Source organism: Caulobacter sp. LjRoot300 (assembly GCF_964253875.1).
In the GTDB taxonomy this organism is placed as follows: domain Bacteria; phylum Pseudomonadota; class Alphaproteobacteria; order Caulobacterales; family Caulobacteraceae; genus Caulobacter.
The window spans coordinates 683,101-703,891 of the sequence record NZ_CAXUSA020000001.1 but is presented as its reverse complement, the minus strand read 5'-3'; the positions used below and the strand labels follow the sequence as shown (position 1 = coordinate 703,891).

Annotated in this window: 21 protein-coding genes; 12 read left to right on the top strand and 9 right to left on the bottom strand. The window is 68.5% G+C overall.

The annotated features are described in order from the left end of the window. Positions 1 to 54: 54 nt before the first annotated feature. The 6 genes from ACSQ2G_RS03245 (at position 55) to ACSQ2G_RS03220 (ending at position 7,160) form a co-directional block, all read left to right on the top strand. Positions 55 to 519 carry a (2Fe-2S)-binding protein gene (locus tag ACSQ2G_RS03245; RefSeq protein WP_436028244.1) on the top strand — a complete coding sequence of 155 codons (465 nt, stop codon included), beginning with the start codon at positions 55 to 57 and terminating at the stop codon, positions 517 to 519. A 2-nt stretch (positions 520 to 521) separates the two neighbouring features. Beyond that, positions 522 to 2,744, top strand: a complete 2,223-nt coding sequence (locus ACSQ2G_RS03240; RefSeq protein ID WP_436028242.1) for a molybdopterin cofactor-binding domain-containing protein — start codon at positions 522 to 524, stop codon at positions 2,742 to 2,744. 87 nt (positions 2,745 to 2,831) lie between these two features. Next, positions 2,832 to 4,187, top strand: coding sequence for an FAD-dependent oxidoreductase (locus ACSQ2G_RS03235; protein WP_436028239.1), 1,356 nt, complete (start codon positions 2,832 to 2,834; stop codon positions 4,185 to 4,187). Between the two features lie 305 nt (positions 4,188 to 4,492). Further along, positions 4,493 to 5,845 carry a sugar MFS transporter gene (locus ACSQ2G_RS03230; RefSeq protein WP_436028915.1) on the top strand — a complete coding sequence of 451 codons (1,353 nt, stop codon included), beginning with the start codon at positions 4,493 to 4,495 and terminating at the stop codon, positions 5,843 to 5,845. A 219-nt stretch (positions 5,846 to 6,064) separates the two neighbouring features. Continuing rightward, a complete protein-coding gene (locus ACSQ2G_RS03225) occupies positions 6,065 to 6,601 on the top strand; it encodes a hemerythrin domain-containing protein (RefSeq protein WP_436028236.1) in 537 nt (178 codons plus the stop codon). 46 nt (positions 6,602 to 6,647) lie between these two features. After that, entirely contained in the window at positions 6,648 to 7,160 is a 513-nt protein-coding gene (locus ACSQ2G_RS03220) for a CinA family protein (protein WP_436028234.1), read from the top strand. Between the two features lie 68 nt (positions 7,161 to 7,228). On the opposite strand, the gene ACSQ2G_RS03215 is transcribed toward ACSQ2G_RS03220, so the two are convergent. Further along, positions 7,229 to 7,486 carry a GlsB/YeaQ/YmgE family stress response membrane protein gene (locus tag ACSQ2G_RS03215; RefSeq protein WP_028040338.1) on the bottom strand — a complete coding sequence of 86 codons (258 nt, stop codon included), beginning with the start codon at positions 7,484 to 7,486 and terminating at the stop codon, positions 7,229 to 7,231. A 532-nt stretch (positions 7,487 to 8,018) separates the two neighbouring features. On the opposite strand from ACSQ2G_RS03215, the gene ACSQ2G_RS03210 reads away from it, so the two are divergent. Next, a complete protein-coding gene (locus ACSQ2G_RS03210) occupies positions 8,019 to 9,386 on the top strand; it encodes a dicarboxylate/amino acid:cation symporter (protein ID WP_436028233.1) in 1,368 nt (455 codons plus the stop codon). Here the strand turns inward: ACSQ2G_RS03210 and ACSQ2G_RS03205 are convergent. From ACSQ2G_RS03205 to ACSQ2G_RS03195, 3 genes are all read right to left on the bottom strand, one after another. Further along, positions 9,383 to 10,750: a PQQ-dependent sugar dehydrogenase gene (locus ACSQ2G_RS03205; protein WP_436028231.1), complete on the bottom strand. Its 1,368-nt coding sequence runs from the start codon at positions 10,748 to 10,750 to the stop codon at positions 9,383 to 9,385. The genes ACSQ2G_RS03210 and ACSQ2G_RS03205 overlap by 4 nt on opposite strands. Before the next feature lie 75 nt (positions 10,751 to 10,825). Continuing rightward, positions 10,826 to 11,266 (bottom strand): thioredoxin TrxC, encoded by a 441-nt coding sequence (gene trxC, locus ACSQ2G_RS03200; RefSeq protein ID WP_436028229.1) that lies wholly within the window; start codon positions 11,264 to 11,266, stop codon positions 10,826 to 10,828. Positions 11,267 to 11,575: 309 nt separating this feature from the next. Further along, a complete protein-coding gene (locus ACSQ2G_RS03195) occupies positions 11,576 to 12,337 on the bottom strand; it encodes a FadR/GntR family transcriptional regulator (RefSeq protein WP_310084538.1) in 762 nt (253 codons plus the stop codon). Between the two features lie 145 nt (positions 12,338 to 12,482). Between ACSQ2G_RS03195 and manD the strand changes: the two genes are divergently transcribed. Then, positions 12,483 to 13,694, top strand: a complete 1,212-nt coding sequence (manD, locus tag ACSQ2G_RS03190; RefSeq protein WP_436028227.1) for a D-mannonate dehydratase ManD — start codon at positions 12,483 to 12,485, stop codon at positions 13,692 to 13,694. Between the two features lie 87 nt (positions 13,695 to 13,781). Here manD and ACSQ2G_RS03185 read toward each other — a convergent pair whose 3' ends face one another. The 5 genes from ACSQ2G_RS03185 to flgF form a co-directional block, all read right to left on the bottom strand. After that, positions 13,782 to 14,288: a hypothetical protein gene (locus ACSQ2G_RS03185; protein ID WP_436028225.1), complete on the bottom strand. Its 507-nt coding sequence runs from the start codon at positions 14,286 to 14,288 to the stop codon at positions 13,782 to 13,784. 118 nt (positions 14,289 to 14,406) lie between these two features. Then, a complete protein-coding gene (gene flgH, locus ACSQ2G_RS03180) occupies positions 14,407 to 15,126 on the bottom strand; it encodes a flagellar basal body L-ring protein FlgH (RefSeq protein ID WP_310084718.1) in 720 nt (239 codons plus the stop codon). An 11-nt stretch (positions 15,127 to 15,137) separates the two neighbouring features. Then, positions 15,138 to 15,896, bottom strand: a complete 759-nt coding sequence (flgA, locus tag ACSQ2G_RS03175; protein ID WP_436028224.1) for a flagellar basal body P-ring formation chaperone FlgA — start codon at positions 15,894 to 15,896, stop codon at positions 15,138 to 15,140. A gap of 4 nt (positions 15,897 to 15,900) precedes the next feature. After that, positions 15,901 to 16,689: a flagellar basal-body rod protein FlgG gene (gene flgG, locus ACSQ2G_RS03170; protein ID WP_436028222.1), complete on the bottom strand. Its 789-nt coding sequence runs from the start codon at positions 16,687 to 16,689 to the stop codon at positions 15,901 to 15,903. A 14-nt stretch (positions 16,690 to 16,703) separates the two neighbouring features. Then, complete coding sequence (gene flgF, locus ACSQ2G_RS03165) at positions 16,704 to 17,441, bottom strand: flagellar basal-body rod protein FlgF (RefSeq protein ID WP_436028220.1); 738 nt, start codon at positions 17,439 to 17,441, stop codon at positions 16,704 to 16,706. 224 nt (positions 17,442 to 17,665) lie between these two features. Between flgF and fliL the strand changes: the two genes are divergently transcribed. Genes fliL through ACSQ2G_RS03145 form a run of 4 tightly spaced genes read left to right on the top strand, consistent with a single transcriptional unit; the run spans position 17,666 to position 20,786 of the window. Continuing rightward, positions 17,666 to 18,274: a flagellar basal body-associated protein FliL gene (fliL, locus tag ACSQ2G_RS03160; protein ID WP_436028218.1), complete on the top strand. Its 609-nt coding sequence runs from the start codon at positions 17,666 to 17,668 to the stop codon at positions 18,272 to 18,274. 27 nt (positions 18,275 to 18,301) lie between these two features. Beyond that, the gene (gene fliM / locus ACSQ2G_RS03155; RefSeq protein WP_436028216.1) at positions 18,302 to 19,429 is read left to right on the top strand and encodes a flagellar motor switch protein FliM; all 1,128 of its coding nucleotides are present in this window, start codon (positions 18,302 to 18,304) and stop codon (positions 19,427 to 19,429) included. After that, positions 19,426 to 20,001: a DUF6468 domain-containing protein gene (locus ACSQ2G_RS03150; protein WP_436028215.1), complete on the top strand. Its 576-nt coding sequence runs from the start codon at positions 19,426 to 19,428 to the stop codon at positions 19,999 to 20,001. Before fliM ends, ACSQ2G_RS03150 begins: the two co-directional genes overlap by 4 nt. After that, positions 19,998 to 20,786, top strand: a complete 789-nt coding sequence (locus tag ACSQ2G_RS03145; RefSeq protein WP_436028213.1) for a MotE family protein — start codon at positions 19,998 to 20,000, stop codon at positions 20,784 to 20,786. The genes ACSQ2G_RS03150 and ACSQ2G_RS03145 overlap by 4 nt, the downstream gene beginning before the upstream one ends. Positions 20,787 to 20,791 lie beyond the last annotated feature (5 nt).

Here is a 20,791-nt window from a genome sequence, read left to right as displayed (position 1 = left end):
TCGTCGTTCCCGGCCTTTGGCACTGTGTCGCCGCGTCAGTTCGGGAGCAGCGGCATGTCGACCAGTCTCAAGGTGAACGGCCAGGTCCACACTGTGGAGGCCGAGCCGGATACGCCCCTGCTGTGGGTGCTGCGCGACGAGCTGGGCCTGGTCGGGACCAAGTACGGCTGCGGGATCGCCCAGTGCGGGGCCTGCACCGTGCACATCGACGGCGTGGCCATGCGGTCCTGCGTCACCTCGCTGGCCCGGGTGGGCGACAAGGCGGTGACCACCATCGAGGGCGTCGGCGCCAGTCCGGTCGGCGCCAAGGTGCAGGCGGCGTGGAAGGCGATCGACGTCCCGCAATGCGGCTATTGCCAGGCCGGCCAGATCATGTCGGCCACGGCCCTGCTGGTCGCCGCCCCCAAGCCGACCGACGACGAGATCGACACGGCGATGAACGGCAATCTCTGCCGCTGCGCCACCTACATCCGCATTCGCAAGGCCATCAAGGCGGCGTCCGGCCAGGTGGAGGCGTGAGCATGACAGCGATCCTGGAAAATCCCGCTCGCCGGCTGTTTCTCAAGACCGGCGCGGCGGTCGGCGGCGGCCTGCTGCTGTCGTTCAGCCTGACGGGGCTTGGCCACGCGCAGGACGAAGCGGCGAGCGGCGTGGGCGCCAATCCGTTCAACGCCTTCGTCCGCATCGCGCCCGACGGCGTGGTGACCATCGCGGCCAAGCGGCCGGAGATCGGGCAGGGGATCAAGACCTCGATGCCGATGCTGATCGCCGAGGAACTGGACGTCGACTGGTCGGCCGTGCGCATCGAGCAGGCCCCGGTCGACGCCAAGGTGTTCGGCGAGCAGTCGGCCGGCGGCAGCACCTCCACCCCGGACGACTGGGAGCCGATGCGCCAGGTCGGGGCGGTGGGCCGGGCCCTGCTGATCCAGGCCGCCGCCCAGCGCTGGAACGTCCCGGCGGCCGGCCTAGCCACCGAGCCGGGCTTCGTGGTCGACAAGGCGGGAAAGCGCCGGCTGTCCTATGGCGAGCTGGCCCAGGCCGCGGCCGGCCTGGCGGCGCCCGACCCCAAGACCCTGGTCCTCAAGGATCCCAAGGCCTACCGAATCATCGGCAAGCCCCAGCCCCAGTCCGACACGGCCGCCATCGTCGTCGGCAAGCCGCTGTATGGGATCGACGTGCGCGTGCCGGGCATGCTGTACGCCACCTTCCTCAAGGCCCCGGTGTTCGCAGCCAAGGTGGCCAAGGTCGACCTGACGCCGGCCAAGGCGGTCAAGGGCGTGCGCCACGCCTTCGTGGTCGACGGTGGGACCGAGCTGGAGGGCCTGCTCGCCGGCGTGGTGGTGGTGGCCGAGAGCTGGTGGGCGGCGCGCAAGGGCCGCAACGCCCTGGAGGTCACCTGGGCCGACCACCCGACCAGCGCCCAGAGCAGCGCGGGCTTCGTCGCCAAGGCCGCCGAACTGCACGGCCAACCGCCGCATCGCAATCTCAAGACCGTCGGCGACGTCGACGCGGCCCTGAAGAGCGCGGCCAAGGTGGTGAGGGCCGACTACAGCTATCCGTTCAACGCCCACGCCACGCTGGAGCCGCAGAACTGCACGGCCAGCTTCAAGGACGGCAAGGTCGAGATCTGGGCTCCCGCCCAGAACCCCGAGGACGGGCGCGAACTGGTGGCCAAGACCCTGGGGATCCGGCCCGAGGACATCACCATCCACTTCACCCGCAGCGGCGGCGGCTTCGGCCGGCGGCTGATGAACGACTTCATGGTCGAGGCGGCGTGGATCTCCAAGACCGTCGGGGCGCCGGTCAAGCTGCTGTGGACCCGCGAGGACGACATGCAGCACGACTTCTACCGTCCCGCCGGCTTCCACCGGCTGACGGCGGGGCTGGACGCTCAAGGCGGGCTGACCGCCTGGCGCAACCACTTCGTGACCTTCGGCGAGGGCCAGAAGTTCGCGCGCGCGGCCAATATCGGCGGCACGCAGTTTCCGTACGGGGCGGTGGAGAACTACGCCCAGGACGTCTCGGTCATGCCGCTGGGCGTGCCGACCGGCTGGCTGCGAGCGCCGGGCAACAACGCCTACGGCTACGTGTACCAGGGCTTCACCGACGAGGTGGCCCATGCGGCGGGCGTCGACCCTGTCGAGTTTCGTCGCAGGCTGCTGGGCGAACCCAGGCTGATCGGCGAGCCGGGCAAGGGCGACAGCTTCCATACCGGCCGGATGCGCGCCGTGCTCGACCGGGCGGCCGAGGCGTCCGGCTGGGGCCGAAAGACCCCCAAGGGCGTCGGCCTGGGCGTGGCCTGCCACTACAGCCATCGAGGCTATGTGGCGGTGGTCGTCGAGGTGGCGGTCGCGGACGGCAGCCTGACGGTTCGCAAGGCGTGGGCGGCGGCCGACGTCGGCCGCCAGATCGTCAATCCGAACGGCGCCGAGCAGCAGGTGCAGGGCTCGGTCCTCGACGGGATCGGCAGCGCGCTGGGCCAGGCGATCACCATCGAGAACGGCGCGGTGGTCCAGAGCAATTTCGGCGACTTCCCGATGCTGCGCCTGGCCGACGCGCCCGAGGTCGAGGTGCATTTCGTGACCAGCGATAATCCGCCGACGGGGCTGGGCGAGCCGGCCCTGCCGCCGGCGCCGGCCGCCCTGGTCAACGCGATCTTCGCCGCGACCGGCAAGCGCATCCGGACCCTGCCGATCGGCGACCAACTGGCTTCGGGACCTGGGGTTCCGCAAGGCGCGGCATAGCGTCCCATGGCCAAGTTCGGGGCCGTCCGACGGGGCGGTCCTTAACCTTCTTGGGCCAGGATGGTTCTTGAACGAGGACCATCGGCCATGGGGCAGCACGTCGAAACCTTGGTGATCGGGGCCGGGCCGGCCGGCCTGGCCGCCGCCTATGCCCTGGCCAAGGCGGGACGGGACGTCGCCGTCATGGAAATGGATCCCCACGCGGTTGGCGGCTCCAGTCGCACGATCGACCATCACGGCTTCAAGATCGACCTGAACGGCGGCGCCTACGCCTCGGCTTCGCCCAGCGTGCTGGCGCTGTGGTCTGAACTGCTGCCGGACGGCTTCGTCGAGCAGCCCCGCACGGCGCGGATCTATCACCGCGAGCGGTTCTATGCCTATCCGCTGAAGACCCTGGAGACCCTGACGCATCTGGGCCTGCGCGGCGCCGCGGCCTGCGCGGCCTCGTTCGGCGTGGCCAAGATCCGTCCGATCAGGACGCCTCGCACCTTCAGCGACGAAATCCGCAACCAGGTCGGCGCCCGGCTGTCGTCGATGCTGTTCCTGCCGTTCGCCGAGAAGGTGTCAGGCCTGATCCGCGACCAGATGCCGGCCGGTCGGGCCGGCCCCGCCAGGCCAGCGGCCCGCCTGCGCTATCCGCGCCAGGGCGGCGGCTCGATGTGGCGGGCCTGCGCCGACAGGATCGCGGCCTTTGGCGGCGAAGTCGCCCTGGGTCGGCGCGTCGAGACCCTGAAGTTCGACGCCGCTACCAGGCTATGGACGGCGACCATCCTGCGCGACGACGGCGCCCACGAGGTGCGCACCGCCGACCACGTGGTCTCGACCGCGCCGCTGCGCGAACTGATGGCCATGCTGCGGCCGGCGCCGGTCAGCCTGTTCCACGCCGGCGAGCTGATGTACCGCGACCAGGTCACCGTCGCCCTGGTGGGGCGCACTCGCAAGCCGCTGCGCGAGGCCGCGATCGACGTGCACGACACCGACCTGCAGGTCGGTCGGGTTCAGAACTACCGCGCCTGGTCGCCGGACATGGCGCCGGAAGGCGAGGCGGCAAGTTGCCTGGGTCTGGACTATTTCTGCTTCGAGGGCGACGGCCTGTGGACCGCCAGCGACGCCGACCTGGTGGCCCTGGCCTGGCGCGAGGCCGCGGTGATGGGGCTGATGGACCCGACCGCCGTCAGCGACGCCCGCGTCGTGCGCCAGCGCAAGGTGCTGCCGATCGAGGACGAGGACTGCGCCGAGCACCGGGCGATGATCCGCCTGGACCTGAAGATGCAGTTCCCCAGCCTGCACCTGGCCGGCCGCAACGGCCTGCACCGCGACGGCGACCGCGATCAGGCCCCGCTCAGCGGCCTCCTGACCGCCGAGAACATCCTCACGGGCGAAACCGCTCACGACGTGTGGGACGTCTCGCCCGCGCCCAACGCGGGGCGCCGGGCGGCGTAGGGGACCGGCTCGGCGCAGCCGGGGCGTGCAAGCCTCGGCCAGGCCAACTTACGGCGATCACGATCCCAGCCCGACACGCATAGAATGGCGATGATCGACATCGCCACTTCCCATTGGCGGGGATTTGTCGGAGTTTTCGATTTGTCGTCGAATCGGGGAAATCGGTTCCCACACGGCGGCTAGGCGAGATCTTCGCGGCGTACGTTCGGCCTCGACGCTTGACAACGTTGTCACGGTTGGGGTGGATGGCGCGTCCCGCAATGTCGGACAGGGAGTGAAACAACATGGCAGGTATGGGTGCGTCGATGACGCCGAGTTCGGGGCCCGCGCCCAAGGCGGGAGGCAGTCTGGTCCTGGCCGTCGTCTATGTGACGGCGCTCTTCTTCATCTGGGCGCTGGTCACCAACCTGCTCGACCCTCTGCTGAAGACCATGAAGACGGTCTTCACCCTGAGCCCGGTCGAGGCGAACCTCACCGGCTTCGCCTTCTTCATCGCCTATGGCGTCATGTCGATGCCCTCGGCGGCCTTTCTGTCGAAGTTCGGCTACGCCAAGTCGGTGATCGTGGGCCTCAGCGGCATCGTCGCCGGCTGTTTCGTCGCCATCGCGGCGGCCAAGCTGCACGTGTTTGGCATTTTCCTGGTCGGATTGTTCGTGATGGCCTCGGGCGTCACCCTGCTGCAGGTGGCCGCCAACCCGCTGATCGCCTCGATGGGCAAGCCGGAGGGCGCGTCCTTCCGCCTGAACCTGTCCCAGGCCTTCAACTCGCTGGGCGCGGCCTGCGGCCTGTGGTTCGGCGCCAACTTCCTGCTCAAGGGCGACATCTTCAAGCACGGCATCGAGATCACGCCCGCCCTGCGCGAACAGGCCCTGGGCTTCGTCTCGAACGTCTATCTGGCGATCGGCGTGGGCCTGACCCTGTTCATCGTCGCCATCTTCCTGGTCCGCCACAAGATCACCGAAGCCGCGCCGAAGACCGGCCACCTGGTGAGCCCGTTCTCGGCCCTGGCCTCGAAGTGGGCCAACCTGGGCGCGATCGGCATCTTCCTCTATGTCGGCGCCGAGGTGGCGATCTCGCTGAACCTGCTGCTGTTCATCGAGCAGAGCCACGTCCTGAACATCCCGGCCGAGCAGGCCGGCAAGCTGACCACCTTCTACATGGTGTTCGCGATGATCGGCCGTTTCGCCGGCTCGGCCCTGCTGAAGTCGGTCAAGGACTACGTGCTGCTAATGCTGGTCGCCCTGGGCGCCATCGCGCTCTGCGTGGTGGTGATCGTCACCAAGGACATGACCCCGACCGCCCACGCCGGCACGCTGAACCTGATCCTGGCCCAGGCCCCGATGACCAGCGGCCTGATCCCGGCCTTCGCGGCCCTGCTGATCGGCCTGTTCAACTCGATCATGTTCCCAACGATCTTCACCCTGACCCTGCAACGGTCCTCGGCGCCGACCTCGGCGACCTCGGGCCTGCTGTGCATGGCCATCGTGGGCGGCGCCTTCCTGCCGCTGATCTTCGCCAAGATCGAGGAGATGACCGGCTCCAAGTCGCTGGCCTTCGTCGCGCCGCTGATCTGCTACGTCTACGTCCTGTGGTTCTCGTTCGCGGCGCGCGGCGCCAAGGTTCACGAGATTCAGGAAGAGGTGGTCGCGGCTCACTAGGGCCAGACCGCGACGACGACGGAAGAGCCCGGGCGCGTTGCGTCCGGGCTTTTTCATGCGGTTGATCTAAGAATGATAATGACTTGCGACTATAGATGTCGGGCAGTCGACCTAAGGCGCGTTACTTGAGCGGAAAAGCTCTGAAACGGGAACGCCCTCCCGACGCCAAGTGTTTGTGATCCGCCAACTTCGGCGACCAAGCACTCAGGGAGAGACACCATGGCGACCACCGCCAAGAACTCATCGACCAAGGCCAAGTCCGCCAAGCCTCGCCGCACGCGTCGCACTGGCCGCCGCGATCCGCTGGCGATCACCCTTCTGAAGAAGGACCACCGCGAGGTCGAAGGCTGGTTCGACGAATACGAACAGCTGGAGGCGGAGTCCGAAAAGCTGGCGCTCTTCAACAAGATCGCCCTGGCCCTCAAGGTCCACACGCGGATCGAGGAGGAGATCTTCTATCCGGAGGAGCGCGGCGAGGTCGAGGACGACATGCTGGACGAAGCCTATGTCGAGCACGACGGCGCCAAGAAGCTGATCGCCGAGATCGAGGCGATGCGGCCGGGCGATGAATTCTACGACGCCAAGGTCAAGGTGCTGGGCGAGTACATCAAGCACCACGTCAAGGAAGAAGAGCAGCCCGGCGGCATCTTCGCCCAGGCCAAGAAGGGCGACGAAGACCTCGAGGCCATGGGCGAACGCCTGAAGGCCCGCAAGGAAGAGCTGATGGCCGAACTGGGCGGAAAACAGCCGAACTGATGTCCTGGGGGAGGGCCGTCGGCCTTCCCCCTTTTTCGGAGTGCTCATGCCCGAGGCGCTTGATCCGATCCTGCCACCGGACATCGATGAACTGACGCGGGCGGTCCTGGAGGCCGCCTGCGCGCGCGAACTGACCCTGGCGACGGCGGAGAGCTGCACCGGCGGCCTGCTGGCCTCGCTGCTGACCGACGTGCCGGGATGCTCGCACGCCTTCGACCGCGGCTTCGTGGTCTATACCGACGACGCCAAGATCGCGTTGCTCGACGTGCCCGCGTCGCTCCTGCCGCACGGCGGCTCGGTCTCGCAGGCAACGGCGATCGCCATGGCGGACGGAGCGATCAAGCGGTCGAAGGCGGACGTGGCGGTGTCGATCACCGGTTGGGCCGAGGAGGTCGGTGATCCGGAGCGGCCGGGCGGCCTGGTCCACTTCGCCTGCGCGCGCCGCGGCGGCTACACCCACCATCGCCACGCCCAGTTCGGCGACATCGGCCGCGGTCCTCTGCGGATCGAATGCCTGCGCGTGGCGCTGCAGATGCTGCAGCAGGCGGTGGCGCTCTGACCGCGGGCCATGAAAAAGCGCCTCCGGCCGGGCCGGAGGCGCTTTTCCCGTGTCGAACGTCTGGGAAGCTAGAGCGCTCGGCGACCGGTGAAGGCGTGGTAGATCGCCAGGACGACGACCGCGCCGATGACGGCGACCAGCAGGCTGTAGAGGTTCAGGCCGGTGACTCCAGCGGAACCGAACTGGTTGAACAGGAACCCGCCCACCACGGCGCCGACGATCCCGAGCACCAGATCCACAACCAGGCTGCCGCCGGTGCGGCTGACGAGCTTGCTGGCGATGAAGCCGGCCACGAGGCCGAGCACGATCCACGCAAGAATAGACATGTACGCCTCCTTGGCATCAAAAGGCGTGCGAGCTGCGCGCCGATACCAAATAAAGGCGTTGGCCAAGACTTTCGTTCCGACACGCTTGCGTGTTCGGGCCCGCAAGTACGGCGAAGACTTCCGGTCCGTTCGCGCGTTGCTTCGGTCGTGGTTAGCGCGGCTTGCCGATGCGGGCCTGAACGGCCTCGACCAGCTTCTGCGCCGGCGCGCGCCCCAGCAGGATGAAGGCGCCGGAGCCGATGACGGCGCCGATGACGAAGGACAGGCTCATGGAATCCCCGGGGTACTGGAGGCTGCGACCAACACCCTTCTAGAGCCAACGGCCGGCCGTTGACCATGTGACATGCCGACGCCGGGCGCCGTCTTGCGCGATCCGGCCAATCCAGATGCGTTGAGCCGGCGTCGATGAATTCTGGTTGGGCGTTTCCACCCGTCGGCGTCAGAACCGAGGTCGGACGGCCCCCTGATTTGACCCGGTCGGGGCCTTGCGACGTTATGCTGGAGAGCCCGACGGGCTTTCGAGAGGACCCAGATGGCCCAGACCCAGACTCCTCCATCCTCGCCCCCCACCGCGAAGGCTGGGCGCTTCATCGGCAGCTTCGGCGTCCAGGTCCTGGCCGCCATGGTCGTCGGCCTGGGGCTCGGCCTGCTGGCCCGGTCCCTGGGACCGGCGGAGGGCCAGCCCGGCTACGGCTTGGCCGAGACCCTGCACCAGGTGGGGGCGATCTTCGTCCAGTTGCTGCGCGTCCTGGTGCCACCGCTGGTGTTCACCGCCATCGTCGCCAGCATCGCCAACCTGCGCGAGCTGCAGAACGCCGCCCGGCTGGTCTGGCGCACCCTGCTGTGGTTCGCGATCACCGCCCTGATCGCCGTGGCCATCGGCATCGCCCTGGGCCTGATCCTGCGTCCCGGCGATCACGCCGTGGTCGACCTGGCGACGGCCCACGCCCCGCGCACGACCGGCTCGTGGCTGGATTTCCTGACGGGCCTTGTTCCGTCCAACATGTTGGGCCTGCAGGCCTCGACCAAGATCGTCGACGGCGCGGCCACGACGACGGCCTCGTTCAACGTGCTGCAGATCCTGGTCCTGGCTCTGGTGGCGGGCGTGGCGGCGATCAAGGTCGGTCCGGCCGCCGAGGGCTTCCTGGCCTTCAACGCCTCGGCCCTGGCGGTGGTGCGCAAGGTGCTGTGGTGGGTGATCCGCCTGACGCCGATCGGCACCATCGGCCTGCTGGGCAACGCCGTGGCCCAATACGGCTGGACCACCCTGGGCCAGCTGGGCGCCTTCGCGGGGGCGATCTATATCGGCCTGGGCCTGGTGCTGTTCGTGGTCTATCCGACGATCCTGGCGCTGAACGGTCTGAACCCGCTGCGGTTCTTCGCCGGGGCCTGGCCGGCCATCCAGCTGGGCTTCGTCTCGCGCTCGTCGATCGGCACGCTGCCGGTGACCGAAGCCCTGACCGAGACGCGGCTGGGCGTGCCGCGCGCCTACGCCGCCTTCGCCGTGCCGCTGGGCGCGACCACCAAGATGGACGGCTGCGCGGCGATCTACCCGGCCGTGGCGGCGATCTTCATCGCCCAGTTCTACCACCTGCCGCTGCAGCTGACCGACTACGGCCTGATCGTCTTCGTGTCGGTGCTGGGCTCGGCCGCGACGGCGGGGCTGACCGGCGCGGTGGTCATGCTGACCCTGACTCTGTCGACCCTGGGCCTGCCCCTGGAAGGCGTGGGCCTGCTGCTGGCCATCGACCCGATCCTCGACATGGGCCGCACGGCCGTCAACGTCGCGGGCCAGGCCCTGGTGCCGACCATCGTCGCCAAGCGCGAGGGGATGCTGGACGAGGCGGTCTTCAACGCCCCGCCGCGCGAGGTGGGCGTCGACGAGCCCGTGCCCGCCTAGGGGGCAGGCTTGGCGGCGGGCGAAGGCTCGCCCTTGGGTGGCGGAGGTGTGTTGGCCGCGACCCGCCACACGACGTTGCCGACGTCGTCGGCCACCAGCAGGGCGCCGAACTTGTCGACCACCACGCCGACGGGGCGACCCAGGGCCTGGCCCTTGGCGTCGAGGAAGCCCGTCAGGAACGGCTCGGCCGGGCCGGACGGCTTGCCGCCCGAGAACGGGACGAACGCCACGCGATAGCCGCTGACCGGCTTGCGGTTCCACGAGCCGTGCTGGCCGACGAAGGCGCCGCCCTTGTAACGCGGCGGGAAGGCGTCGGCGTCGTAGAAGGTCAGGCCCAGCGAGGCGGTATGGGCGCCCAGAGCGTAGTCCGGCTTGATCGCCTTGGCCACCAGGTCCGGCCGCTGGGGCTTCACGCGCGTATCCACCGTCTGGCCGTAATAGCTGTAGGGCCAGCCATAGAAGCCGCCGTCCCGAACCGAGGTCATGTAGTCGGGGACCAGGTCGTTGCCGATCTCGTCGCGCTCGTTGACGGCCGCCCACAGGGCGCCGCTCTGCGGCTGCCAGTCCATGCCGTTGGGGTTGCGCAGGCCCGAGGCGAAGACGCGGCTGGCGCCGGTGGCCGGGTCGATCTCCAGGATCGCCGCCCGCCGTTCTTCGGCGGCCATGCCATTCTCGCCGACATTGCTGTTGGAGCCGACAGTCACGTACAGCCTGGAGCCGTCGGGACTGGCGATGACGTTCTTGGTCCAGTGGTGGTTGATCGGCCCGGCCGGCAGGTCGGCCACCTTGCGCGGCGCGGCCGTGATCCGGGTCTGGCCCGTCTGGTAGGGGAAGGCTAGCAGGGCGTCGCTGTCGGCGACGTAGAAGGTGTCGCCGACCAGGGCCATGCCGAACGGCGAGTGCAGATTCGACAGGAAGGGGGTTCGGACCTCCAGCGTCCCGTCATTGTCGGCGTCGCGCACCAGGGTGATGCGGTTGGCCGAAGGCGGCGTCGCGCCGGCCCGCTTCATGATGATCTTCTGGAACCAGCCCCTGAGGCCCTTGCCGTCCTCGGGCTTGGGCGGGGCGTTGGTCTCGGCGATCAGCACGTCGCCGTTGGGCAGCACATAGAGCCAGCGGGGGTGGTCCAGGCCGCGGACCAGGGCGGTGGCGATGAAGCCCGGTGCGGCGTCCGGGGTCTGGCCGCCGGCCCATCCGACCGCCGGCGCGATCTTCATCACCGGGATCATCTGTTTCTCGGCGGCGGGCAGGACGGGGTTAGGACCATAGCCCTGCTCGGGCGGCAAGGCCGGACCGCCGCCGCAGGCCGCCAGCAGCAGGGCGACCGGACCCGCGACCAGGAGGGTGTGATGGGTTTTGGGCATCGTCGGCCTCATTCCCTTTGTTGAATGAGGATAAACGCGGGACCGGGCGGCAAGCTCCGGCTTGGCTCGTCGTCCTCAGGTCGGCGCGTGCTCGTCCAGCCAGCGGCGGAAGAAGCCGGGGTCGGGCAGGCCGGCCTGGTTGGTGGCGACCTTGCCGTCCTTGAACAGGAACAGAGCGGGGATGCCGCGCACGCCATAGGCCTGGGCCAGGGCGGGCTCGGCGTCGACGTCGACCTTCACGAAACGGGCGCGGGGCTCCAGCTCGGCGGCCGAACGGGCGAAGATCGGGGCGATCGCCTTGCAGGGTCCGCACCAGGCCGCCCAGAAGTCGGCGACGATTGGGATCTGGCTGCCGGCCAGGTGCTTGCGGAACCGGGCGGTGGTCAGGTCCACCGGCTGGCCCGTGAACAGCGGCCGGGCGCAGCGGCCGCACTTGGCCGCCTTGGCGTCGCGCTCGGCGGGCAGCCGGTTGGTGGTGTCGCAGTGCGGGCAGACGATATTGACGGTCTCGGCCATGGTGTTTGTCTCAACGAAACAGCGGGCGTTCGGGTTCTACCGGCGCCGACTTGCTAAAACCCGGCGGGTCCGATCCGCGCCACTAGACAGTCCTGACCAAATATACTTTTGCGCGATTTAATGGTCAGACCAATTGTCTTGCGCCAACCTGTGGGTGGGCTATGCTGATAGGCGACGAACCTCGTCGGCCTACGCGATGACCTTGCCCGTCATCGCACCTCCTCCCGGGGCCGGCCGGCGACGGGCGGCTGGAGCCTTCCCTTCAGCCGCCCACCCTCAGGCTTTGATTTCGGCCGGAATGCAGCGCTGTCAGATCAGCGAGCGGCGCGCCAGTTCGCTGCGGCGGGCGGCGACCTCGCTGCGAGCCTGTTGCATCGCGTCGATCTCGGTGGCGGTCAGCAGATTGTCGATCACCCGGCCCAGGTGCTCGCGCATGGCGTTGCGGGCGGTCTTCGGGTCGCGGGCCTTCAGGGCGCTGAGGATTTCCTGGTGGTCGTCGATCAGCGGCCGCACGCCGACCTGGCGGGCGCGTTCCAGCATCGCCCGGCACAGCGGCGACTTGTAGCGCAGGTCCCAGAGGTTCTCGACCACGGTGACCAGGGCGCTGTTGCGGGTGGCGCGGGCGATGGTGACGTGGAACCGGCGGTCGGCCAGATCGCCGCGCACGTCGTGGTCGTTCTCCTCGACCATGTCGTCAAGGATCTTTTCCAGGTCGACCAGTTCCTGGTCGGTGATGGTGGTGGCGGCCAGGGCGCAGGACTCGCCCTCGATCAAGCGGCGGGCCTCCGTCAGTTCGAAGGCGCCGATGTCCAGCTCGGGGGCGGGAACCTCGGCTGAGGCGGCCTCGGTGACATAGACGCCCGAACCGTGGCGAGCCTCGACCAGCCCGCGGATCTCCAGGGCGATCATCGCCTCGCGCACCGTGGGGCGGCTGACCTTGTATTCCTCGGCCAGGTCGCGTTCGGAGGGCAGGCGGTGTCCGGGCTGGAACGCGCCTTCGCGGATGGATTCGGCGATCGCGTTGGCGACCTGCTGGTAGAGCTTGCGGGTTTCTGCGGTCGACGTGGTCATGAGACTTTCCCGCCCACGCGCGTCGCGGGGTCCCTGGCAGCCTAAAGCATGGCGGCGAAAGGCGCCACGATGCTCTAGCGCAATTGTAATATCTGGACTAAGGATTGGTCAGGCCACTTACGTGACAAAGGTAGACCAACCCTCCATGCTCAAGATCGTCGACGCCAAGGTGATCGTCACCTGCCCTGGCCGCAACTTCGTCACCCTGAAGATCACCACCTCGGACGGGGTCACGGGGATCGGCGACGCCACGCTGAACGGCCGCGAGCTGGCGGTGGTCAGCTATCTGCGCGACCACATGATCCCCTGCCTGATCGGCCGCGACGCCCATCGGATCGAGGACATCTGGCAGTTCTTCTATCGCGGCTCGTACTGGCGCGGCGGCCCGGTGGCCATGACCGCCCTGGCGGCCGTCGACATGGCGCTGTGGGACATCAAGGGCAAGGTGGCCGGCCTGCCGGTCTACCAGCTGCTGGGCGGCGCCTGTCGCGAGGGCGTCACCGTCTATGGCCACGCCAACGGCGAGACGATCGAGGACACCATCGCCGAGGCGGTGAAGTACAAGGGCCTCGGTTACAAGGCCATCCGCCTGCAGACCGGGGTGCCGGGCCTGGCCAGCACCTATGGCGTCTCGGGCGACAAGATGTTCTACGAGCCGGCCGACGCCGACCTGCCCACCGAGAACGTCTGGTCGACGGCCAAATATCTGAGCCACGCGCCCAAGCTGTTCGAGAAGGCGCGCGAGGTGCTGGGCTGGGACGTGCATCTGCTGCACGACGTCCATCACCGCCTGACCCCGATCGAGGCCGCCCGCCTGGGCAAGGACCTGGAGCCCTACCGCCTGTTCTGGCTGGAGGACGCCGTGCCCGCCGAGAACCAGGCCGGCTTCCGCCTGATGCGCCAGCACACAACCACCCCGCTGGCGGTCGGCGAGATCTTCAGCCACGTCTGGGACGCCAACATCCTGATCCAGGAACAGCTGATCGACTACCTGCGGGCGACGGTGCTGCACGCCGGCGGCATCACCAACCTGAAGAAGATCGCCGCCTTCGCCGACCTGCACCACGTCAAGACCGGCTGCCACGGCGCCACGGACCTGTCGCCGGTGACCATGGCCGCGGCCCTGCATTTCGACATGTCGATCCCGAACTTCGGCCTGCAGGAATATATGCGCCATACCCCCGAGACCGACGCGGTCTTCCCGCACGGCTACACCTTCAAGGACGGCATGCTGCATCCGGGCGAGCGCCCGGGCCTGGGCGTCGAGATCGATGAGGTTCTGGCCGAACAATATCCCTACAAGCGCGCCTACCTGCCGGTGAACCGGCTGGAGGACGGGACCATGTTCAACTGGTGACGCGTTTCCTTCGCGCCGTCTTCGGGCGGCGCGAAGATTCCCTCGGCCGTTGGGCGACACCTTCCGCCAAAAGGGGAGGAAAGGGCGCTACTTCACCCGGGTCAGGATCAGCGTCTGGTCCGGCGGACCGGGGCGGCCGTCGATGTCCTGCTCGACCAGCAGGGTGTCGGGATCGGTGCGGGTGACCTTCATTGACTGATGGCGCGAGCCCTGCTCGCCGTGGGTGGTGACGGTCACCGCGCTCTGGCCGACGCGCTGGACGCTGATCTTCACCAGGTTCAGATTGACCACGGCCTGGGTCGGCGGGCCGTCGAGCACGGCGTGGGCGAACTGCAGGGCGGCGACGCCGGCCTCGTCCACCTCGACCAGGGTCCAGGCCAGGGCCTTTCCGTCGTCGATGGTGACGTCCAGTTCGCCGCTCAGCGGCGGGGGGCCGGTCAGGGCGGCGTTGAACTTCGAGCGCGACAGGTCAATCGCCCAGCGTCCGGTCACGCCCATCGGGCCGCTGAACGGCTGGGCGCTGGCGACCATGGGCGCGGCGGCCAGCAGGGCGGCGCCGACCAGGGCGATGAGGGCGCGGGCGCGCTTGGTCATGGGGTCGGCTCCGGGATCAGGCCCGGCGAGACCGGGCGAACGCTGTGACGCCAACCAATCTGGCCCCGCGCGCCCATCCGATCAAGGAGTCCGCCTCGGCCGTCCCGCGAGCAAGCCCTCAGAACGGCGAGAACTTCTCGACCAGCGACTGGCCGGCCGGGGTCTTCTGGACGCGGCTGATGTCGCCGCGGCCGCCATAGCTGATGCGGGCCTCGGCGATCTGGGTGTGCTTGATGGTGTTGGCTGACGAGATGTCCTCGGGGCGCACGATGCCGGCCACGGTCAGCTGCCGCACCTCGGCGTTGGTACGCACCTCCTGGGTGCCCTGGATCACCAGGTTGCCGTTGGGCATCACGCCCGAGACGACGGCGGCGATGGTCAGGCTGATCTTTTCCGAACGGTTCACCGCGCCGGCGCCGGCGTTCGACGTGCCCGACTTGGTGTTGATCATGTTGGCCGGGTCGAAACCGCCCGGCAGAACCTTCCCGAGGCTGGATTCCAGGCCCAGGAAGTTCGGCACGCCCAGCGAGCTGTTGGAGGCCCGCGAGGTCGAGGTCTGGTTCTTGGTGGTGGCGCTGTCGTCGATGTCGATGTTGACGGTCAGGATGTCGCCGACCTTGCTGGCCCGCTGGTCGTTGAAGAAGGTGCGCGCGCCCGTGCGCCACAGCGAGTTGGCCGAGGCGGGCTGGGGCGTGGCGACATATTGCTGGGTCATCGGCGCCAGCTGGGCCGGATAGCCGACGGGCGCCAGTTCCGGGCCCTTCACCGCTTCCTTGACGGTCGAGCAGGCGGCGAGCGGGGCGAGCAGCAGGAGGGCGGCGAGGGCGGGGCGCATCAGACGTGACCTTCTCAGCGAGCGGCGTAGCGCAGCGTGTTGTTACGGTTGGCCTTCAGGCGCATCGCCTGCGGGCCGACGGCGGTCGAGCCGGGCCCGGTGACCACGGTCTCGATGATCTTCTTGCTGGCGGTGTTCTGGACCATCAGGCTTTCACCGACCGCCCCCGCCGCCATTGCTTTCCCTTGCAAAGTGAGCGCCACGCCGTCGTCTTCGTAGGTGACTGCGACAATGTCGCCCGCCTTGATGACCTGCGGCGTCGAGACGTCGCGCAGGCTGGCGGTCGCGCCCTGGCGCAGCGGGCGTTTGACGGTCATGCCGATCAGGGCGTCGGCGTCGCGTGGCGCGTCCGACGGGCTGGCCGCGACCTTGATCCAGACCAGGTCTTCCGGCTGGACCATCTCGCCGGTCGCCAGGCTGCGGGCGTAGGCAAGAACTTCCACATTGCCGCGCGAGGCGCCGGCCAGGGCTCCGTCCGAGCCCTGGCGGACGATGATCCGGCGCACGCCGTTGCTGTTGGCCCAGTCCAGCCCGGCCCGGCGGGCGGCGATCTGCACCGCGCCGGCGTCGAGCACGGCCGAGGGGCCCACGCGGTTGGCGACGACGACGTCCGAGGCCGCGCCGGCCCCGTCGAACAGCTCGCCCAGGGTGATCCGGCCGTCGGCGTCGGTGGTGTCGGACCGCAGCGACACAGTCTGGCCGGCCAGGGCCGGGCTGGCGATCAGCAGAGCGGCGAGGGAAAGGGCGCCGAGGGAGTGGGGCGGGGCTTTCATCGGCTTACGTCCTCAGGTTCGACGCGGCTTGGAGCATCTGGTCGGCCGTGGTGATGACCTTGGAATTCATCTCGTAGGCGCGCTGGGCGACGATCAGGGCGGTGATTTCGCTGACCGAGTCGACGTTCGAGGCTTCGGTGTAGTTCTGCAGCAACGTGCCGAAACCGGGCTGGCCGGGGGCGGCGATGTTGGCCGCGCCCGAGGCCGCGGTTTCCATGAACATGTTGTCGCCGATGGCTTCCAGGCCGCCTTCGTTCATGAAGTTGGCCAGTTCGATCTGGCCGACGGTCTGCGGGGTCGGGTTGCCGTCCAGCTTCACCTGAACCAGGCCGGTCTTGCCGATGGTGGTCGACACGGCGTTCTGCGGGATCGTGATGCCCGGCTGGACGGTGTAGCCGTCCTCGGTGACGATCTGGCCCTGGTCGTTGGTCGAGAAGTTGCCGGCCCGGGTGTAGGCGGTCTCGCCCGAGGGCAGCAGGATCTGCAGGAAGCCCTTGCCCTGGATGGCCACGTCGAACTCGTTGTTCGTCATGGTCGGGGTGCCCTGCTCGTGGATGCGGTAGACCGAGCCGGCCTTCACGCCGCCGCCGATCTGCACGCCCGTCGGGACCACGTTGCCGTCGCCCGACGACTGCGAGCCGGCCCGCTCGATCGTCTGGTAGATCAGGTCCTGGAACTCGGCCCGTTGGCGCTTGAAGCCGACGGTGTTCATGTTGGCGATGTTGTTCGAGATGACCTCGACGTTCAGCTGCTGGGCCGACATGCCGGTCGCGGCGGTGCGAAGCGCTTGCATCGTTCAGTTATCCCTTACTGGACCTTGCCCATCCGCTCGACGGCGGACCGGGACAGTTCCGAGGTTTGATCCATCATCTTGGCCACGCTCTCGTAGGCGCGGCTGACCTCGATCAGCTTGGTGATCTGGGTGATCGATTGGACGTTGGAGGCCTCCAGCATGCCCTGGTGGATCTTGGCGTCCGGGGCGGCCTGGGGGGTGTCGTTAGTGGTGTTGCGATAGAGGTTGTCGCCGTCCTTGCGGAAGCTGGCCAGGTCGGTGGGGCGCACCACGGCGATCTTGCCGAGCAGTTCGGCGCCCTGGCTGACCGTGCCGTCGCGGGCGATGGTGACCGGGCCCTTCAGCGGGTCCAGCAGGATCTCGCCGCCGCCGTCATCCAGCACGGGCTGGCCGTTCTGGGTGACCAGCTTGCCCTCGGGGTTCATCGTGAAACGGCCGTCGCGGGTGTAGCGCTCGCCGCCGGCTGTCGAGACCTTGAAGAAGCCCTGGCCTTCCAGGGCCAGGTCGAAGTCGCCGCCGGTCTGGGTCAGGGCGCCCTGGCCGAAGTCGCGCGCCACGCCGTCGTCCAGCACGAACTTCACCGGGTTCGCGCCGCCGGCGGTGCGGGCCGGTTTCGCCGGTTCGGTGCGGACCATCAACTCCTCGACCTTGAAGCCGGTGGTGTTGGCGTTGGCGATGTTGTTGGCCACGATGTCGAGCTCGCGGCGCAGGGTCATCTGCCGCGAAAGTCCCACATACAGAGCGTTGTCCATGACCGGTTACCGAGACGGCTGGCGCGACAAATGCGCCGCAACTCCGCAAGCAACCCTCGTGCCAACTCGAAAAGACCAGGAATTTCAACGAAGAGAAAGGTTAATGAGGCTCGTGTGACGGAGTCTGCCGGGCAGATTCAGCCTGCGGCGAAATGGCCTTCAAAAGACATCGTTAACCATGCTCCACGCATGAGTAGATCCGTAGATTTCAAGGAACCGCGCGCGTGGCCAAGAAACCCCCCAAGGACGCTCCCGCCCCGGAAGGCGAAGAGGGCGTTGCCGAGGGCGAAGCTCCGGCTAAGAAGAAGCCGCCGATGATGATCATCATCGCGGCCGCGGCGGCCGTCGTGCTGGTTGGCGGCGGCGTGACGACCTTCCTGCTTCTGAAGCCCAAGCCCGACGCCCACGGCGAGGCGGGCCACGAAAAGCCGAAGAAGAAGGAAAAGAAGAAGGAAGAGAAGGGCGGCCATGGCGGCGGCGAAGCCGCGCCCGCGGCCGGCGCGCCGGTGATCAAGGAAGGCCCCGACGGCGTGGTGTTCTACACCCTGCCGGACATCGTGGTGAACATGCAGGCCGCCGACGGCAAGTCGACCTTCCTGAAGCTGAAACTGACCTTCGAACTGCCCGACGAGGAGACGGCCGAGACCCTGACGCCGAACCTCCCGCGCCTGCAGGACATGTTCCAGACCTTCCTGCGCGAACTGCGTCCGGAAGACCTCAATGGCAGCCAGGGCAGCTATCAGCTGCGGGCCGAGCTGCTGCGTCGCGTTAATCTGGTCGCCGCGCCCTCCAAGGTGAACGCGGTGCTGATCGAGGAGATGCTGATCAACTAGCCCCCGGGCTGGCTGAGGCGAACCGACATGGCGGAAGACATCGACGATCAGGCCGCGATGGCCCAATGGGCCTCGGAGAACCCGCCAGGCGGCGAGGCCGGCGCCAACGAGTTTGGCGACTTCAGCGGCGGCATGGGCGGCTGGGACGACGGCGGCGGCGACGGCATGGGCGCCGAGCGCATCCTGAACCAGGACGAGATCGACAGCCTGCTGGGCTTCGACATGTCCGGCGACGGCAACGACGACCGCACCGGCATCCGCGCCATCATCAACTCGGCCCTGGTCTCGTACGAGCGCCTGCCGATGCTGGAAATCGTCTTCGATCGCCTGGTGCGGTTGATGACGACCAGCTTGCGCAACTTCACCTCCGACAACGTCGAGGTCAGCCTCGACAACATCAGCTCGATCCGCTTCGGCGACTATCTCAACTCGATCCCGCTGCCGGCCATCCTGGCGGTGTTCCGGGCCGAGGAGCTGGACAATTACGGCCTGCTGACCGTCGACTCCAACCTGATCTACTCGATCGTCGACGTGCTGCTGGGCGGCCGTCGCGGCACCGCGGCCATGCGCATCGAGGGCCGTCCCTACACCACCATCGAGCGGGTACTGGTGCAGCGAATGGTCGAGGTGGTGCTGCACGACGCCAAGGCGGCCTTCGAGCCCCTGCATCCGGTGTCGTTCAGCCTGGACCGCCTGGAGACCAACCCGCGCTTCGCCGCCATCGCCCGGCCGGCCAACGCCGCGATTCTGGTGAAGCTTCGGATCGACATGGAAGACCGCGGCGGCAGAATCGAGCTTCTGCTGCCCTATGCGACCCTCGAGCCCATCCGCAAGATGCTGCTGCAGCAGTTCATGGGCGAGAAGTTCGGCCGCGACAACATCTGGGAAGGCCACTTGGCCACCGAACTTTGGACCACCCAGATGGAGGTGCGCGCGGTGCTCGACGAGCAGCAGTTGCCGCTTTCCAAGGTCCTGGACTTGAAGGTGGGCGACACCCTGATGCTGAACGCCACGCCCGACAGCCCGGTGGAGCTGCGCGCCGGTTCCATCCCGCTGACCCGCGGGCGCATGGGCCGCCGCAACCACTCGATCGCCGTGCGGGCCGACGCGCCCCTGAGCATGGCGGCCAAGAAGGCGGTTCAGAAGCTGAAATGAGCGTGACGGCCATCGCCCTCAACGGTCTGCTGGCGATCCTGCTGCTGATCGCCTTGGCCTTCGGCGTGCGCCTTGAGCGCCGGCTGAAGGCCCTGCGCGACAGCCACGAGGGCTTCGCCAAGGCCGTGGCCGATCTCGACCGCGCCGCCATGCGCGCCGAACAAGGCCTGGCCGATCTGCGCGCCGCGACCGACGAGGCCGCCGACACCCTGGCCGACCGCATTTCCCGGGCCCAGGCCCTGGCCGTCCAACTGGACGAGCGCCTGAACCGGCCGATGGTTACGCCGCCGCCCGCCGCGCACGCCGCCGCCGAGCCCCGCGCCGCGACGCGTCCGATCCGCGCACCGGAGCCGCAGCTTCCGCCGGAAACCCCGCGCCGGCTGCGGGCCGAGGACTTCGAGAAGCTGCTGGACCGCGAAGCCCGCATCCCCCGCGACGCCCCGCCGCCTTCCCCCGCGCGGTCTTCGGCGCCAAAGGAAACTCCGCGTTCACGGGCGCGGATAGATGATGACCTGTTCGAGGGCCCGGAAGATCCGCCGCGCCCCGGTTCGACCTTTAGGGGCCGTCGATGAAAAACGTTCCGCGCATCCTGCCGATCGTCGGGGTCGCCGTGGTCGGCGTGCTCGCCGTCAACGCGCTGGCCGGCGCCAAGTCCGTGCCCGACATGCTGAGCGGCGCCAAGGCCTTCGCCGAAGGCATGGCCAAGCCCGACGCCGGCAAGGCCGTGTCGGCCGCCGACGCCGGCCAGGACGCCGCGGCCAGGACGCCGCCGGCGGTCTGCGCGCCGTCGTCCAGCGAGCTGGCCAAGGAAGCCGGCCTGTCGCCGGCCGAGCTGCGCGTCCTGCAGAGCCTGGGCCAGCGCCGCGGCCAGCTGGACCAGCGCGAGCAGGACATCGACGTCCAGTTGCAGCTGCTGACCGCCGCCGAGGCCAAGCTCGACGCCAAGATGAAGGCGCTGAACGGCATGAAGGGCGAGATCCAGGGCCTGCTGGGCCAGGCCGACGCCCAGAAGGAGGCCGAGGCCATGCGGATGGTCACGGTCTATTCGGCCATGAAGCCCAAGGACGCCGCCGCCCGCATGAGCGTGCTGGACGACTCCGTCCGCCTGCCCATCGCCGCCAAGATGAAGGAGCGCACGCTCTCGATGATCCTGGCCAACATGTCGCCGAACGACGCCAAGATCCTGACCGAGCGCCTGGCCAACCGGCTGTCGGCCGACGCCATCGCCAAGCAACGGGCGGCCCTGGCGGCCGCCGACAAGCCCGCCGCCGCCGCTCCTTCCGCTCAGGCCGCGGCCGCGCCCCTGGCCGGCGCGGGTCCCGAGGCCGGCAAGGCCGGCGGCAAGAAGGCCGGCTAGGACGG